This is a genomic window from Agarivorans sp. MS3-6 (assembly GCF_054112545.1).
Map to the genome: position 1 here is coordinate 3916620 of NZ_CM134202.1, position 13321 is coordinate 3929940.

General features: G+C 48.1%; 16 protein-coding genes. 1 reads left to right on the top strand and 15 read right to left on the bottom strand.

The annotated features are described in order from the left end of the window. Window positions 1-34 precede the first annotated feature (34 nt). Window positions 35-649 (top strand): porin family protein, encoded by a 615-nt coding sequence (locus ACVFI8_RS18030; RefSeq protein ID WP_248712205.1) that lies wholly within the window; start codon window positions 35-37, stop codon window positions 647-649. Here the strand turns inward: ACVFI8_RS18030 and ACVFI8_RS18035 are convergent. From ACVFI8_RS18035 to phnC, 15 genes are all read right to left on the bottom strand, one after another. Further along, entirely contained in the window at window positions 622-1854 is a 1233-nt protein-coding gene (locus ACVFI8_RS18035) for an MFS transporter (RefSeq protein ID WP_457872170.1), read from the bottom strand. The two genes, ACVFI8_RS18030 and ACVFI8_RS18035, sit on opposite strands and share 28 nt — an antisense overlap. Then, entirely contained in the window at window positions 1854-2507 is a 654-nt protein-coding gene (locus ACVFI8_RS18040; protein WP_457872171.1) for a DapH/DapD/GlmU-related protein, read from the bottom strand. Before ACVFI8_RS18040 ends, ACVFI8_RS18035 begins: the two co-directional genes overlap by 1 nt. 25 nt (window positions 2508-2532) lie before the next feature. Continuing rightward, window positions 2533-3285: a phosphonate metabolism protein PhnP gene (phnP, locus tag ACVFI8_RS18045; protein ID WP_457872172.1), complete on the bottom strand. Its 753-nt coding sequence runs from the start codon at window positions 3283-3285 to the stop codon at window positions 2533-2535. Further along, window positions 3282-3890 (bottom strand): ribose 1,5-bisphosphokinase, encoded by a 609-nt coding sequence (phnN, locus tag ACVFI8_RS18050; protein ID WP_248712201.1) that lies wholly within the window; start codon window positions 3888-3890, stop codon window positions 3282-3284. The genes phnP and phnN overlap by 4 nt, the downstream gene beginning before the upstream one ends. Next, complete coding sequence (gene phnM, locus ACVFI8_RS18055; protein ID WP_248712200.1) at window positions 3887-5023, bottom strand: alpha-D-ribose 1-methylphosphonate 5-triphosphate diphosphatase; 1137 nt, start codon at window positions 5021-5023, stop codon at window positions 3887-3889. Before phnM ends, phnN begins: the two co-directional genes overlap by 4 nt. Window positions 5024-5027: 4 nt before the next feature. Then, a complete protein-coding gene (gene phnL, locus ACVFI8_RS18060) occupies window positions 5028-5729 on the bottom strand; it encodes a phosphonate C-P lyase system protein PhnL (protein ID WP_248712199.1) in 702 nt (233 codons plus the stop codon). A gap of 26 nt (window positions 5730-5755) precedes the next feature. Next, the gene (gene phnK, locus ACVFI8_RS18065) at window positions 5756-6610 is read right to left on the bottom strand and encodes a phosphonate C-P lyase system protein PhnK (RefSeq protein WP_256469276.1); all 855 of its coding nucleotides are present in this window, start codon (window positions 6608-6610) and stop codon (window positions 5756-5758) included. Then, entirely contained in the window at window positions 6603-7493 is an 891-nt protein-coding gene (locus ACVFI8_RS18070; RefSeq protein ID WP_457872174.1) for an alpha-D-ribose 1-methylphosphonate 5-phosphate C-P-lyase PhnJ, read from the bottom strand. Before ACVFI8_RS18070 ends, phnK begins: the two co-directional genes overlap by 8 nt. Window positions 7494-7495: 2 nt before the next feature. Further along, complete coding sequence (locus tag ACVFI8_RS18075) at window positions 7496-8590, bottom strand: carbon-phosphorus lyase complex subunit PhnI (RefSeq protein WP_457872176.1); 1095 nt, start codon at window positions 8588-8590, stop codon at window positions 7496-7498. Next, window positions 8581-9189, bottom strand: coding sequence for a phosphonate C-P lyase system protein PhnH (gene phnH / locus ACVFI8_RS18080; RefSeq protein ID WP_457872178.1), 609 nt, complete (start codon window positions 9187-9189; stop codon window positions 8581-8583). The genes ACVFI8_RS18075 and phnH overlap by 10 nt, the downstream gene beginning before the upstream one ends. Further along, window positions 9189-9650 carry a phosphonate C-P lyase system protein PhnG gene (gene phnG / locus ACVFI8_RS18085; protein ID WP_248712195.1) on the bottom strand — a complete coding sequence of 154 codons (462 nt, stop codon included), beginning with the start codon at window positions 9648-9650 and terminating at the stop codon, window positions 9189-9191. The genes phnH and phnG overlap by 1 nt, the downstream gene beginning before the upstream one ends. Next, window positions 9647-10348 carry a phosphonate metabolism transcriptional regulator PhnF gene (gene phnF, locus ACVFI8_RS18090; RefSeq protein WP_248712194.1) on the bottom strand — a complete coding sequence of 234 codons (702 nt, stop codon included), beginning with the start codon at window positions 10346-10348 and terminating at the stop codon, window positions 9647-9649. Before phnF ends, phnG begins: the two co-directional genes overlap by 4 nt. A 9-nt stretch (window positions 10349-10357) precedes the next feature. Continuing rightward, window positions 10358-11146 carry a phosphonate ABC transporter, permease protein PhnE gene (gene phnE, locus ACVFI8_RS18095; protein WP_248712193.1) on the bottom strand — a complete coding sequence of 263 codons (789 nt, stop codon included), beginning with the start codon at window positions 11144-11146 and terminating at the stop codon, window positions 10358-10360. A gap of 69 nt (window positions 11147-11215) precedes the next feature. After that, on the bottom strand, window positions 11216-12223 hold the full coding sequence (gene phnD, locus ACVFI8_RS18100; protein ID WP_457872180.1) for a phosphonate ABC transporter substrate-binding protein: 1008 nt from the start codon (window positions 12221-12223) through the stop codon (window positions 11216-11218). Window positions 12224-12250: 27 nt separating this feature from the next. Continuing rightward, window positions 12251-13075 carry a phosphonate ABC transporter ATP-binding protein gene (phnC, locus tag ACVFI8_RS18105; protein ID WP_457872182.1) on the bottom strand — a complete coding sequence of 275 codons (825 nt, stop codon included), beginning with the start codon at window positions 13073-13075 and terminating at the stop codon, window positions 12251-12253. Between the last annotated feature and the right edge of the window lie 246 nt (window positions 13076-13321).

Consider the following 13321-nt stretch of genomic DNA (forward strand, 5'->3'; position numbering starts at 1 on the left):
ATCTCTTCGATGTTATTTAGTTAAAGGACTCACCATGAAATTTCGCCTAGCTGTTGGCGCTGCTGTTTTCGCTTCTGTTGCTTTACCTGTTCAAGCTGATCTTATTGGTCTTACTCTTGCGAGTCACATAGCGCAAACCGATACCGACCCTAAAGCGTCTTCTGCGTGGCAGGGTGATATGGAGTTGCGTTTAAAGCACTTCGTGCCGCTCATTCCTAATGTTGCTATTGGCGTAAATAAACGTAAGCAAGGCGATGCGGCAGATGGTTCAAGTTACCAAGCGGAGTTGTACTACAACCTATTTGATACCGCAGGCTTATACTTAGACTTAGGCGCCGGTTATGAAAGCTGGGACAGTGCTGATAGCTTTTTAGCTGGTTCTGATGATGGCGAGCAAATCTATGCAGTTGGCCGAGTGGCATGGCGCTTCCCCGGCACTGGTTTGGGCGTAGAAAGTGATTTGAAATGGTCGGTGACTAACGAAGATTACAAAGCCAACCGATTCCGCGCGGGTCTTAACTATGAATTAGCAGATTTGGTCGTTAGCTCTATCGAACTCTCTGGTGGCTACCAATATGAAGATATTTCTACGCATAGCTACAATACCAGTAACAATGGCGCTTACTTAGGATTAGCGGTTAATTTCTGATAGTTAGTCGTATTGACGGCTTGTTGTAAGCAACAAGCCGTCATCGCCAGCAAGCCTAACAAAGCGCTGATACTGACCAAGGCAAAAATGGCTTGCTGTTGGCGTATCTGCCAAACAAAGGCGCCTAAAAAGGGTGCACACGCACTAGCCAGTAAATAGGGCACAGCCAAGTATCCAGATATAGCGCCAAAGTTTTCTCTTCCTAATAATTGTTTCGTGAGTACTGGCCGCATAATGCTGGTGACCCCATAAGCGGCGCCTTGCAGAACGACAAAAAACCAAATCCAATGTGGCCAGTGCCCTAATAGCCACAATAGGCAGGCCGCCGTAAACATGCTAAAGAAACACAGCATCGCAATGACCTGGTTAGTCAGGTGCTTATCTAGGCTCATTATGACTATTCTGCCAAGCACTTGCATTGGCCCTATTATCGACATCACCCATACCGCATTAATGGGGGTAAAGTGGAGAGCATACATGCTGGGGAGCAGGTAATTTACCACCACGGTGTGGTTTAAAGCGCTCAGTGAAAACGCACTAGCAATTAGCCAAAAGCTCAGTGTTTTTAGGCTGGAAAGCGCAGTTGTCGGCAGGTTTTTATTTGTGGGCTCTATTGTTGAGTAATGGGCATTTTGTAGCGTATTTGCGCTAAACCACAGCAGCGGAACCGCCACTAAAATGATCATTAAACCCAAAATGCTGGTGGTCGACTGCCAGCCCACTTGAGCGACTAAATAAAAGCAAACGGGAAAGCTTAAGGTGCCAGCAAAACCCGCATATAAGGTCACTTTAGTGATAGCCGATTTAGCCTTAGCCCCGGTGTAACGCGTTAAAAAAGCAAAACAGGGTTCATATAAACAACCAGCACTGGCTGTGCCAATCAAAGCCCAGCATAAATAAAACTGCCAAAGCTGTTGAATCTGACCTAACATCACTAGCCCTAAGCCGCCAACAATAGCGCTCAGTACTAACACTTTATTGCCTCTGCCTTGGTCAATCAAACGGCCTATAAGTGGTGAGCAACAAGCCGATACCACCAGCGCCAAAGTAAAGGCTAAGGATAGCTCGGCCAACGATCCACTTAACTGCTTTTGCCAAGTGAGCAATAGTGCCGGAAAACTATAATAAAGACTGGCCCACAGCAGGGTTTGAGCGATGGCCATACCATGAATGGCAAAGGCCACTTTATGATTGCTTGTTGGCATTAAGCCGATTCTGCCGCAGCATGGTTTTCATAGTGTTCTAAAAAGCTTAAGCAATCTTGCTGAAATAGCGGTAAGGCTTTGGCCAGTTGTTGGTGAGACCAATTCCACCACGCCAGTTTATCTAAACGCTGGCCCACATCAGCTTGTTCAAAACGCGGGCGCAATATCTTGGCGGGGTTGCCAACAACAATATGCCACGCAGGTACATCTTTAGTCACGATACTGCCAGAGCCGACAATGGCGCCATTACCAATGTTGACTCCGGGCATTATAATCGCGCCATGGCCTATCCATACATCGTGACCAATGGTGACTTTATTGTCGGCGCGCCATACAAATACTTGCTCGTCAACGCTGCTCGCCAAACCATACTTTTGTGGGCGGTAGCTAAAGTGATGAAGACTAGCGCGCCACCAAGGGTGATTGCTGGGGTTGATGCGCACACTTGAGGCAATTGAGACAAATTTTCCCACTTCACAAAGGGCTATATCCACATCATTTTGCGCGTAGCTGTAATCGCCAAATTCTACGTTGTCCAATAAACAGCGCTCACCAATTTCAGTCCAAGCGCCTAATTGGCTGCAGCTTACTGAAGAGCTTTCAGCTACCGAGGGCGCAGAGTGTAAGTTATTTCCTGGGGCAATAATGGCCATCTTAGTCTCCTTTAAATGGTCGTCGTTAAAGGCTGATTTCCAAGCCGTCATAAGCCACGCTCACGTTGCTGTTAAGGCAATCGGGATTTTGCATTAGGTAAAGGTCTAATTCATGGCCGATGTGGGTGAGTATCCAATCGCTATCTGGAAGGGCACTCGCGAGAGCCAAGACATCATTGAGATTGTTATGGTTACCAGAACGATGAGAGGGGGGAACACTGCAATCTATCACCAGATACTTAGGGGGATTGCGCAGTAGTTGTTGCCAGCTTTGTTCAGGAATACCTAAAGTGTCGGTGAGATAAGCTATTCGGCCTTGTTCACTGCTAAACAAATACCCTAAAGTAGGCTTTGAGTGGTTTAGGCTTAGCGGGGTAATGCTAATACCCGCTAACTTGAACGCTTGATTCGCTTGATTAGGCGGCAGAAATTGCAACAAACCGGGGTGTTTAAATAAATCATCACACCCGTCGGGATCGTCAGGTTGATAAACAGGGATCGGGTCAGCAACTCCCCAGCGTAACTCAAATAACGCTTGTACATGATCCATGTGATAGTGCGTCAGCAGGATGGCATCAATCGAGCCGGCTGGAAAACGGCTTTGCAGCTGAGGGTGATTGGCATCAATCAATAATTGTTGGCCATTAACCTCTAACACTGCCGAACACAAATGTCTGGCTTTAGCGGGGTCAAGGGTGGCCTGCTGACAAGCCGCACATTCGCAGCCATATAAGGGGCAAGCCTGTACGTTACCGGTACCTAATAAGGTTAGCTTCATTGGATATATAACTCGGTGGTTTCGGCTTCAATATATTTGAGCAGCTTGCTCACGGTGCTGTCTAGATTGCGGTTGTTGGCTAAACGCCAGCATTGTTTTGGCAGGTTGGTTTGGTATTGCTCATTGCGGCGTAAGCGGGCCTCAATGTCGAGCTGGCTCTCTCGCCCTCGCAGGCGTAAACGCTCGGCCAGAACTTCAGGACTGACCTCTAAGGCTATAACCCGTAAGCGCTCGCCAAATAGATCTTCAGCTAAATCAATGTGTTGGCGAGAGCCATTAAATAACACTGAAAAGCCCATGCTCAGCCAGCTATTTACTTCGTTACCCACTGCATAATGAAAGCCATTCGCTTGCCAGTCCATGGCAAACAAACCGCTATCTTTACGCTGAATAAACTCTGGCACACTCAGCGCTATATGAGTTTCGCCACTGCCATCAACAGGGCGAGTGATATAGCGTTGAGCTATTAGCACATTACTGTCGGTTTGCAGCTGGTTGCGTAATGAGTTGATAATGCTGTCTTTGCCTGAGCCTGACGGCCCAACCAAATAGAACAGTTTGGCTTCGCTGGCTGCTTCCTTGTCATGGTTACTGGGAAATATCAAAATACTCGCTCTCCTTCGCGCCAAACTTGTTGCACCTGAAGGCGATCGTCGCTGGGTTTAGCCAACACTAAATCGGCTCGCTTACCCTCAAAAATGCTGCCTCTATCGTCCATTCCAAGAGTATTGGCTGGAGTAAGGCTTACCATTTGAATTGCCTGACAAAGATCGTAGTTGTTATCTTCCATATTGGCCACTTGGTAGGCTGCATCGAGCAAACTAGCGGGGTAATAGTCAGAAGATAGAATATCTAACACGCCTTCGCGAGCAAGCTCTGCTGCGGCAACGTTACCCGAGTGAGAGCCTCCGCGCACAATATTAGGCCCGCCCATCATCACTTGCAGGCCAACTTCGTGTGAGGCTTTGGCGGCCGCCACCGTGGTAGGAAACTCGGCCACCGAGCAACCTAAAGCGGCCGACTCAACAGCATGCGCTAGCGTGGCGTCGTCGTGGCTAGCTAAAGCAATACCGCGTTCACGCGCCGAGGCCGCAATGTGTTTACGGTTGGCATCAGACCATAGCGCTGAAGCCGCTGTTTGTTCGGCTTCAAAGCTGGCCATTTCTTGTTCGTTCAGCCCATATTTTCCCATGTAGTAGGTGCGATATTTTTCGCTATCAACAAACTGGCGCTGACCGGGGGTGTGGTCCATTAATGACACCATGGCTACGGGACCTTGCTCCACCAAAGTCTCAAAAATATTGGCGGTATCAGCATTGGGCAATTCACAGCGTAAGTGTAGTAGATGTTCGGCTCTATTTAGGCCCCGCTGTTGGCTGTTTACAATGGTGTGTAACATCCGCTCTAGGTTGGCTAAACGGGTGCCGTGGTCATTAATATAACCAAGGGCAATGGCATCTAACACGGTCGTAATGCCACTCGATACCATTAAAGCATCGTGACTAGCCATGGCCGAACCACCCGGCCAGCTAACCTTGGGGCGAGGGGTGAAAAATTTTTCTAAATTATCGGTATGCAATTCAATTAAGCCTGGTAATAGATAGGCCCCATCACCATTAATGGCACTGCAATGCGAACTTTGGGTATCACTTAGCGCTACAATACGGCCTTCGCGCACTTCTAACGATCCCTTCACAATTTCGTGCTCTAGAATCATATTTACATTGGTGATAATCATGGTCTTATCCTGCTAGCTGAGACGGGTTTTGCATATTGTGTAAGCGGTCGGCGACTAAATCGCGTACCCATATATCGTGGAAGATACCTACAATGGCGGCGCCGCGTTGCTTAGCGGCTAAAATGAGCTCAACCACTTGTTGGGCATTTTGCTTATCTAAAGACGCGGTAGGTTCATCGAGCAACAAAATCGGGTAATCTAGGGCAAAGCCACGGGCAATGTTTACTCGTTGTTGCTCACCACCCGAGAAGGTAGCAGGGGCTAAGCCCCAGAGGCTTTCAGGAACATTCAATTGACTTAACAATGCTTGCGCTTTGGGTTTGGCGAATTGTTCGCTAATGCCATTTTCTAGCATTGGCTGCATGACAATATCTAAGGCTGATAAGCGTGGGATCACCCGCAAAAATTGGCTTACCCAACCAATGGTGGCTCTACGTAAGGCAATAATGTCACGTGGCTGCGCCTTGGCCATATCTAACCATTGCTCGCCTTGGCGGATCAGTAGTTCACCGTGGTCTATCTGGTAGTTACCGTATAGCGAGCGCAGTAAGCTGGATTTACCCGAGCCAGAGCAGCCGTTTAATACTAAGCATTCCCCAGCAAATATTTCTACATTTTGCTGGCGTAAAACCGGCAAACGCGCAGCCCCCTGATTATGCAATACAAAGGTTTTGTCGATGTCTTTAGCAATCATGAGTGGTGTCATGATGATTCCTTAAATGAGCGAGGCGGTTATTGTTGAAGAACGGATGAAACTAAAAGTTGGGTATAGGCATGGCTTGGGTCGTCTAACACGCGGTCGGTTAAACCGCTCTCAACGATCTGGCCTTGTTTCATCACAATAATTCGATGCGCTAGTAGGCGTGCTACGGCTAAATCATGCGTAACAATAACCACTGCAAGTTGCAGTTCGGTGACTAAGTTACGAATTAAATCTAATAAGCGTGCTTGTACCGATACGTCTAAGCCGCCCGTGGGCTCATCCATAAAGACCAATTTGGGGTGAGTGACCAAATTTCGGGCTATTTGCAGCCGCTGCTGCATTCCACCAGAAAAAGTTAATGGCATGTCGTCAATGCGGCTCGGGTCTATTTCTACCGCATTAAGCCAAGTTAGCGCTTCTTGGCGAATCTCAGCATAGTTGCGCCAGCCTACCTCCATTAAGCGCTCACCAATATTGCCGCCAGCCGACACACGCGGGCGCAGACCATCTAAGGGGTGTTGATGTACTATGCCAAAGTTTTCTCTGATTAAGCGGCGTCGCTCAGCTTCGCTAATCTGATACAGCTCGGCTGTGTGGTTTGGCTCAGCTTGAAAATTAACGCTACCAGTTTGAGGGTTTAAGCGACCAGACAGGGTTTTGAGCAGGGTGGTTTTACCCGACCCCGATTCGCCGACAATCGCTAACACTTCACCTGGGAATAGTTCTAGGTCTACCGCTTCAAAGCCTTTGCCTGGTGCGTAAAGCATGCTTAAGTTTTGCGCTTGTAATAGCGCTTGGTCTTGCCTTAGTGCATCGCTAAGCACAGTAGCTTGTGGGCTGTCATCAAGCCGAGATGTTGGCTTAATAGTGGCTAGATTAGTCATGGCTAGCTCCTTGGGCTGTAGACTGCCGCGTTTGGCAGAAGTCGGTATCTGAACAAATAAACATGTGCTGCCCTTGGTCATCGATTAACACCTCATCAAGGAAGGTATCGTGGCTACCACATAGGCTGCAGGGCTCATTCCATTGCTGAATACTAAATGGGTGATCTTCAAAGTCGAGGCTGTATACATCGGTATAGGGGGGAATGCAGTAAATACGTTTTTCGCGTCCTGCGCCAAAAATCATCAGTGCTTCCGATTGATGTAATTTGGGGTTATCAAACTTAGGGATCGGCGAAGGGTCCATCAAGTAGCGACCATGCACTTTTACTGGATAGGCATAACTGGTAGCAATATAGCCATACTTAACGATGTCTTCATAAAGCTTCACCTGCATAGACCCGTATTCTTCTAGGGCGTGCATTTTCTTAGTTTCAGTTTCGCGAGGCTCAATAAAGCGCAAAGGCTCGGGAATCGGCACCTGAAAAACCAAAATTTGCTCATTGTTTAAGGGCTGCTCAGGAATGCGGTGACGGGTTTGAATCACACTGGCGCTTTCAGTTTTCTCGGTGGTGGCAATGTCACACACTTTGCTAAAAAACTGGCGAATAGATACCGCATTGGTGGTGTCATCTGCGCCTTGGTCTATGACTTTAAGCACATCATTTTGACCCAAGATCGATGCGCTTAGCATGATCCCACCGGTTCCCCAGCCATAAGGCATTGGCATCTCTCGTCCACCAAAGGGCACTTGGTAACCAGGAATGGCCACCCCTTTTAAAATGGCACGGCGGATCATTCGTTTGGTTTGTTCATCTAAATAAGCAAAATTGTATTGTTGGTCATTGTGGCTTAGTGCGGCCGCTTGTTGGCTAAAGCTGGTCATGGCTACTCTCCTTGCTGGCGCATTTTGCGCAGCAGCTCTAATTCAGACTGAAAATCAACGTAGTGCGGCAATTTGAGGTGCGACACAAAGCCAGCGGCTTCTACATTGTCGGCGTGGGCCAATACAAACTCTTCGTCTTGGGCGGGGCCTACTGCGGGCTCGTTGTAGCGATCGCTTTGTAGTGAGCGATCAAGTAACGCAACGGCCATGGCTTTACGTTCGCTAAAGCCAAATGCCAAACCGTAGCCGCGGGTGAAGTGAGGTTCTTCACCTTCGGGGCTAACAAAGCCATTCACCATCTCACATTCGGTTAAGCAAATGCTGCCAATTTCTATGCTAAAACCGAGATCTTCTGGGCAAATCTCTATAGCCACTTCGCCGCTGCGAATTTCTCCTGCAAAGGGGTGGTTGCGCCCATAACCGCGCTGTGTAGAGTAGGCGAGCGATAGTAAAAAACCTTCATCTCCACGGCTCAGTTGTTGTAATCGAGCAGCGCGAGAGCAGGGATAACTAATCGCTTGTTGAGTGATATCGGCGGGCTCTTCAGCGCCATCTTGTTCTGGCTTGGCTAAACCTTGCTGTTCTAACAAAGAAAACACTTTGGTAAACGGCGCGTTATCGCTAGGTAATGTATTAGGTGGTTCAGTAGAGCAGGTATCTACCTTAGCTATTGTTTGTTCAGTTTGCTGCTCGGCCAGTAGCGAAAAGTCGAGCAGGCGGTGGCTATAATCATAAGTGGGGCCAAGTTGTTGGCCACCGGGTAAATCTTTATAGGTGGCCGAGATTCGACGCTGCACTTGCATCTTGTTGGTATCTAAAGGCTGGCAAGTGACCAGCAAGGGTAAAGTCGTGCGGTAGGCGCGCAGCAAAAATATCGCTTCAATTTGGTCGCCGCTAGCCTGTTTGATCGCCAGAGCGGCCAGTTCGCGGTCATAAATGCCGCCTTCGGTCATCACTCGCTCTACCGCCAAGCTTAGCTGCTGGCTAATTTGATCAACATTGAGTTCAGCGATACCACTATCGCCACGGCGGCGTTGATGTTGCAACTTATGCGCGGCGGCAATGGCTTTTTCGCCGCCTTTAACTGCTACATACATTTGATTAACTCCAGCTTGGTAGTGCGGCTGATAGCCACGAGAGATTGCTGATGGCAAAACATAAAATCCAGCCCTAAGGGGTAACGGCGACTGGGCTTTAGCAGGTAATCAATTAGGCTTTCGCTAAGCTGGCCTAGTTGTATTTCTAGACGTTGTTTAATTCCGGGTCCGCTTATCCGAAATACAGGGCCGGTATTAAAGCCCTCGGTTTGTACCAACAAGGTTGCACCATGTTCTGGGCTGCTATCGCACCCTGCTTTCAGTGCTTGTAAATTTACGCTTTGTTGGCCGCAAATAACCGCAAAGTCAGCCTGTTCAAGCGGCGTAGCGGCAATACTGTTATGAAACGCTAAGTTGTGTACTGCATGCTCAATACTATGTTCACTTGTTGTTGCCAACGCAGGGCTTAGGTACACCGCTGTTTGCTGGTCACATAGGCTCATAATGACTTGGCTGCTAGCGGCATTTAGCGGCGCAAAACCAGAGTGATGCGCTAACCGCACAAGGGTACCCGGCTCACTCAGTGCTTTTAATACTTCGCGAAAACACTGCTGGGCTTGATGTACGCTATGGTCAAAACCGGCTTCAATTTGTTGCATTAGTCTTCCCCCCTTACCACTGTGAAGAAATCCACTTTTGATTCAGCTGCTTGTTCGGCGGTTTGGCGTAGTGCCTGAAGCTGCAATTCAGCCAAGGGTTGAATCACTGTTTCTTGTAGGCCGGGGGCATACTCGCTGCTTTGCATTAAGGCATCGATGATGGCTGAAAGCAGTGCGTGTTGTTTCGCTCGCCCTCGTAAATAGCCATAACCCAAGGTGCCGTTCTCTAAACGCACAGTTGCGCGGGTAATGGTGGTATCACCCAAATTAAAACGTTCACCACTTCCCCCCACGCGGCCTTGTAGTCGTGCTAGGCCGACTTCTGGTTGGCGAATCACCTCGCATTGCGGATCTAGATTTAGCTGTTGCCAGCGGCGCGATAGCTCTGGATATGGGGCCTGGGCTAACACTGCCATCCAGTGCTGGCGGGCGGCCACGTTTACGGTTGTTGCGGTCGTCATAGTGGGTGCTCCAAGCTGAGCTCTACCAGTTCAGCTCTAATGTGAGAAATAGAAAATTCAAAAGGGACTTTTTGTTGATCTACGTTCACCGTTTGTAGGGTAAGCAGTGGGTTGCTGGCATCAATTTGCAAACAAGCGCAGTCTTGCTTATTGGGGCGTTGCGCACTCACCACGGTTTGCTGGCGGCGCAGCTCAATGTGGCAATGCTCGGCTAAAAAATGATGTAATGAACCTTGCTGATAACGGCTTAACACACTGTCGTGTTCGCCTACTCGCAGGTGATGAAACACAATGCTAATAGGCACTTGGTCGATAAAACGTAGCGTTTTCAGTTGAATGATCGGGCTGGCCAATTCTACGGCCAAGCCCTTGGCCACCTGAGTGTTGGCGTTAGTGCGCAGCAAGCTAAGTACTCGGCTATTGGGCTTTGCGCCAGCGTTAAGCAAGTTATCGGTAAACTTAGCGCCGGAATGCAGCGGATAGCGCACCGGTTTAGTGAGCACCATTACGCCTTTACCTTGTTGGCGTAATAACCAGCCTTTTAGCACTAGCTCGTCGATAGCCCGACGCAGAGTATGGCGGTTTACTTGGTAGCGTTCAGCTAAGCGCTGTTCTGGCGGCAAGTACTGTCCAGCCTGATAAGCATGGCTAATTTCTTTTTCTAAGCTCAAGGCTATTTCTTGATAACGCGGCATCATTCAGCTCTCTTAGATAAACAGTTTTCTAACGCGTTGTGAGGCAACATCTAGCAGACTTACTGTGGCCACAATGATGATCATTACGGCACAGGTTTGTGGGAACATAAATCCGCGGATGCTCTCCCACAAAATGACTCCGATACCGCCTGCGCCTACCATGCCAACTACGGTGGCCGAGCGAACATTGGATTCAAAGCGATACAAAGAGAAGGAAATCCATAGCGGTAATACCTGAGGAATAACCCCGTAGACAATTTCTTCAAGTTTATTGGCGCCAGTTGCTCGCACACCTTCAACCTGGCCAGGGTCAATGGCTTCTACGGCTTCAGAGAACAGCTTGGCAAGCACCCCGGTAGTATGAATAAACAAGGCCATTACTCCCGCAAAGGGGCCAAGACCCACGGTGACCACAAACAACATGGCAAACACCATTTCGTTAATCGCACGAGCGGCATCCATTAGGCGACGCATAGGTTGATATATCCAAGCTGGAACCACGTTTTCGGCGCACATTAAGCCAAAAGGAACCGATAAGATAATCGAGAAAATGGTGCCCCAAATGGCTATATGCAGGGTGATTAGCATTTCTTCGAGGTAGTAGCTAATGTCGCTAAAATCAGGCGGAAAGAAATCACTGGCTAACTCGGCCATATTGCCAGCATCGTTGTAGATCTTCATTGGTGCAATTTCAGCGCCTTGCCAACTCCAGCTTAGGGCGGCGATGGCAAGGCCCCAAAAAAATAAGCTTAACCAAGCAGGTTTGCTAGCGGGGTTAAGGATTTCGGCTTCGGTATTCATGGTTATTTCTCAACATGTCTAGATAAGTTGCACTAACAAAAACTGGGCCTAAGCCCAGCTTTATGCATGTTAGTTAGCCATCGCCGTAATCGCGCTTTGTTTACGGTTAAGGTCGGCGAGTTGTGCGTCAATTACCGCTAGCTCGGCCGCTTTTTCAGCCTTAGACATTTGGCTGTCGTTTTCTGTGTTGATGCGGTTTTTGAACAATACCAATTGGCGTATAGGCAATAGTTGCAGGTCACTAGACGCTTTGAAAGGGGCCCACTGCAGTGCTTCTAATACGGCAAGTTCTTTTGCGTCGCCCGTTGTGCCGTACTCCATAAAGAAGTCGTATAGTTCGCCTTTAACACTTTCTGGTAGGTTTTTACGCCAAACGATAGGGTCTGAAGGAATAAGAGGAGACTTCCAAATTACTTTAAGCTTTGCGAATTTTTTTGGCGCGGTAATTTCTAAACGATCCATGTTTTCGGTGTTACCGGTCGCTACGTCAACTTGCTTGGCTGCAGCGGCTAAGGCGTTGGCTTCGTGACCTGAGTTCATGCTGCGTTTAAAATCAGACACTGAAATGTTGTTTTGGGCAAATACGTAGTACGAAGGTACTAAGAAGCCAGAAGTAGAGTTTGGATCGCCGTTACCAAACGTCAGCTCGCCACGTTTAGCAATAACGTCATCTAGACTGTTTAGCGGGCTGTCTTTATGCGTCACTAGTACACTCCAGTAACCAGGATTGCCGGTAACGTCTACGGTTTGAGCGAAGATTTCGCCGCCAGCGCGGTCTACTGCTTCCATGGCTGACTTGTTGCCATACCAAGCAATGTCTACTTTGTCAAAACGCATCCCTTGAATGATGCCAGCGTAGTCAGGGGCGAAGAAGGCCTTAACTTTAAAACCTGTTTTTTGTTCCATCGCTTCTAAAAATGGTGTCCAAGTGGTTTTTAAATTTTGCTGAGATTCAGTAGAAATAATCCCAAAATTGATGGTGTCCATCGCTTTTTCAGCAGCTGTTACCATGGTTGAACTCACTGCTGCGGCAACGACTGCCGTAGCAAAGGCTGTCTGCTTGATTAGCTTTAACATGCCATCTATCTCCTTTATAAAGTGGGGTTAGGCCATCTGTGGCCATAGTTGTTGTACTGCAAGGTCATTTTCTTCGCTGGTATTAAGCTCGGCTTTAGAACCATATAAAGCCGCCAGTGTGGCTTCATCGAGTTGTTCACTTGAACCGTCGTAAAAAACTTCGCCAAGCTTTAAGGCCACAACGCGTGGGCAATAACGTCTGGCGTAGTCAACTTGATGTAAGGTCACCACAACTGCGATGCCTTCTTGTTGATTGATGTCGGTGAGAATTTCCATCACGATGCGTGATGATTCTGGATCCAACGAGGCGATGGGTTCATCGGCTAAAATGATTTTGGCTTGTTGCATTAAAGCGCGAGCAATTGCCACTCGTTGCTGCTGGCCACCAGATAGGGTAGACACACGTTGCAGGGCAAATTGCTCTAGGCCTACACGTTTAAGAGCCGCTAAAGCTTGGCGTTTTTGCTCAAAGGTAAAGCGACCGGTAAGGCTGCGCCAGCTAGGGGTAACACTTAAGGCGCCAATTAACACATTGTGTAATACACTTAATCGGTTCACTAGATTGAACTGCTGAAAGATATAACCCATTTGGCTGCGACTTTGGCGTATGCCTTTACAAAACTTACCATTTCGCTGCACCGGCAAACCAAGGACTTCGATGTAACCTTTGCTGTTTTTATCGCTGTTTACTAGACCGTTCAAGTGGCGAAGTAAGGTAGATTTACCCGAGCCAGACGGCCCCAGTAATGCCACCATCTCGCCTTGCTCAACACTTAAGTCGACACTCTTTAAGGCATGGTTGTCTTCAAAGTGTTTATTCAATTGTTTTACTGCAATTACTTGATTGCTCATCACAAAATCCTGCGGTTGTTTTGAACAATAATTTAGGCTTGGAATATGACAATTAGCTTATCTAGACATGTCAGTTCAGTGACTTATTTATGGCAGTTTGATGACTAAATTATCGACAGAAAGAACAATAAACGCGCGTTTTATTTTGTAGGGTAGATAGTTGAAGGGTAAGCAAGGGTGAGGGAGAAGAGTTGCAGGGTCGAAAGATTTTAGTTTTAGCAATCTCTAGGTGTTGCTCAGTTGACA

Excerpts from the sequence above, each read along its gene's own strand:
- ACVFI8_RS18030 (WP_248712205.1), top strand. The coding sequence starts at position 35 with ATGAAATTTCGCCTAGCTGTTGGCGCTGCTGTTTTCGCTTCTGTTGCT.
- phnK (WP_256469276.1), bottom strand. The coding sequence starts at position 6,610 with ATGACTAATCTAGCCACTATTAAGCCAACATCTCGGCTTGATGACAGC.
- ACVFI8_RS18075 (WP_457872176.1), bottom strand. The coding sequence starts at position 8,590 with ATGTATGTAGCAGTTAAAGGCGGCGAAAAAGCCATTGCCGCCGCGCAT.
- phnM (WP_248712200.1), bottom strand. The coding sequence starts at position 5,023 with ATGATTATCACCAATGTAAATATGATTCTAGAGCACGAAATTGTGAAG.
- phnL (WP_248712199.1), bottom strand. The coding sequence starts at position 5,729 with ATGACACCACTCATGATTGCTAAAGACATCGACAAAACCTTTGTATTG.
- ACVFI8_RS18040 (WP_457872171.1), bottom strand. The coding sequence starts at position 2,507 with ATGGCCATTATTGCCCCAGGAAATAACTTACACTCTGCGCCCTCGGTA.
- phnP (WP_457872172.1), bottom strand. The coding sequence starts at position 3,285 with ATGAAGCTAACCTTATTAGGTACCGGTAACGTACAGGCTTGCCCCTTA.
- phnF (WP_248712194.1), bottom strand. The coding sequence starts at position 10,348 with ATGATGCCGCGTTATCAAGAAATAGCCTTGAGCTTAGAAAAAGAAATT.
- phnC (WP_457872182.1), bottom strand. The coding sequence starts at position 13,075 with ATGAGCAATCAAGTAATTGCAGTAAAACAATTGAATAAACACTTTGAA.
- phnG (WP_248712195.1), bottom strand. The coding sequence starts at position 9,650 with ATGACGACCGCAACAACCGTAAACGTGGCCGCCCGCCAGCACTGGATG.
- ACVFI8_RS18070 (WP_457872174.1), bottom strand. The coding sequence starts at position 7,493 with ATGACCAGCTTTAGCCAACAAGCGGCCGCACTAAGCCACAATGACCAA.
- phnD (WP_457872180.1), bottom strand. The coding sequence starts at position 12,223 with ATGTTAAAGCTAATCAAGCAGACAGCCTTTGCTACGGCAGTCGTTGCC.
- phnE (WP_248712193.1), bottom strand. The coding sequence starts at position 11,146 with ATGAATACCGAAGCCGAAATCCTTAACCCCGCTAGCAAACCTGCTTGG.
- phnH (WP_457872178.1), bottom strand. The coding sequence starts at position 9,189 with ATGCAACAAATTGAAGCCGGTTTTGACCATAGCGTACATCAAGCCCAG.
- ACVFI8_RS18035 (WP_457872170.1), bottom strand. The coding sequence starts at position 1,854 with ATGCCAACAAGCAATCATAAAGTGGCCTTTGCCATTCATGGTATGGCC.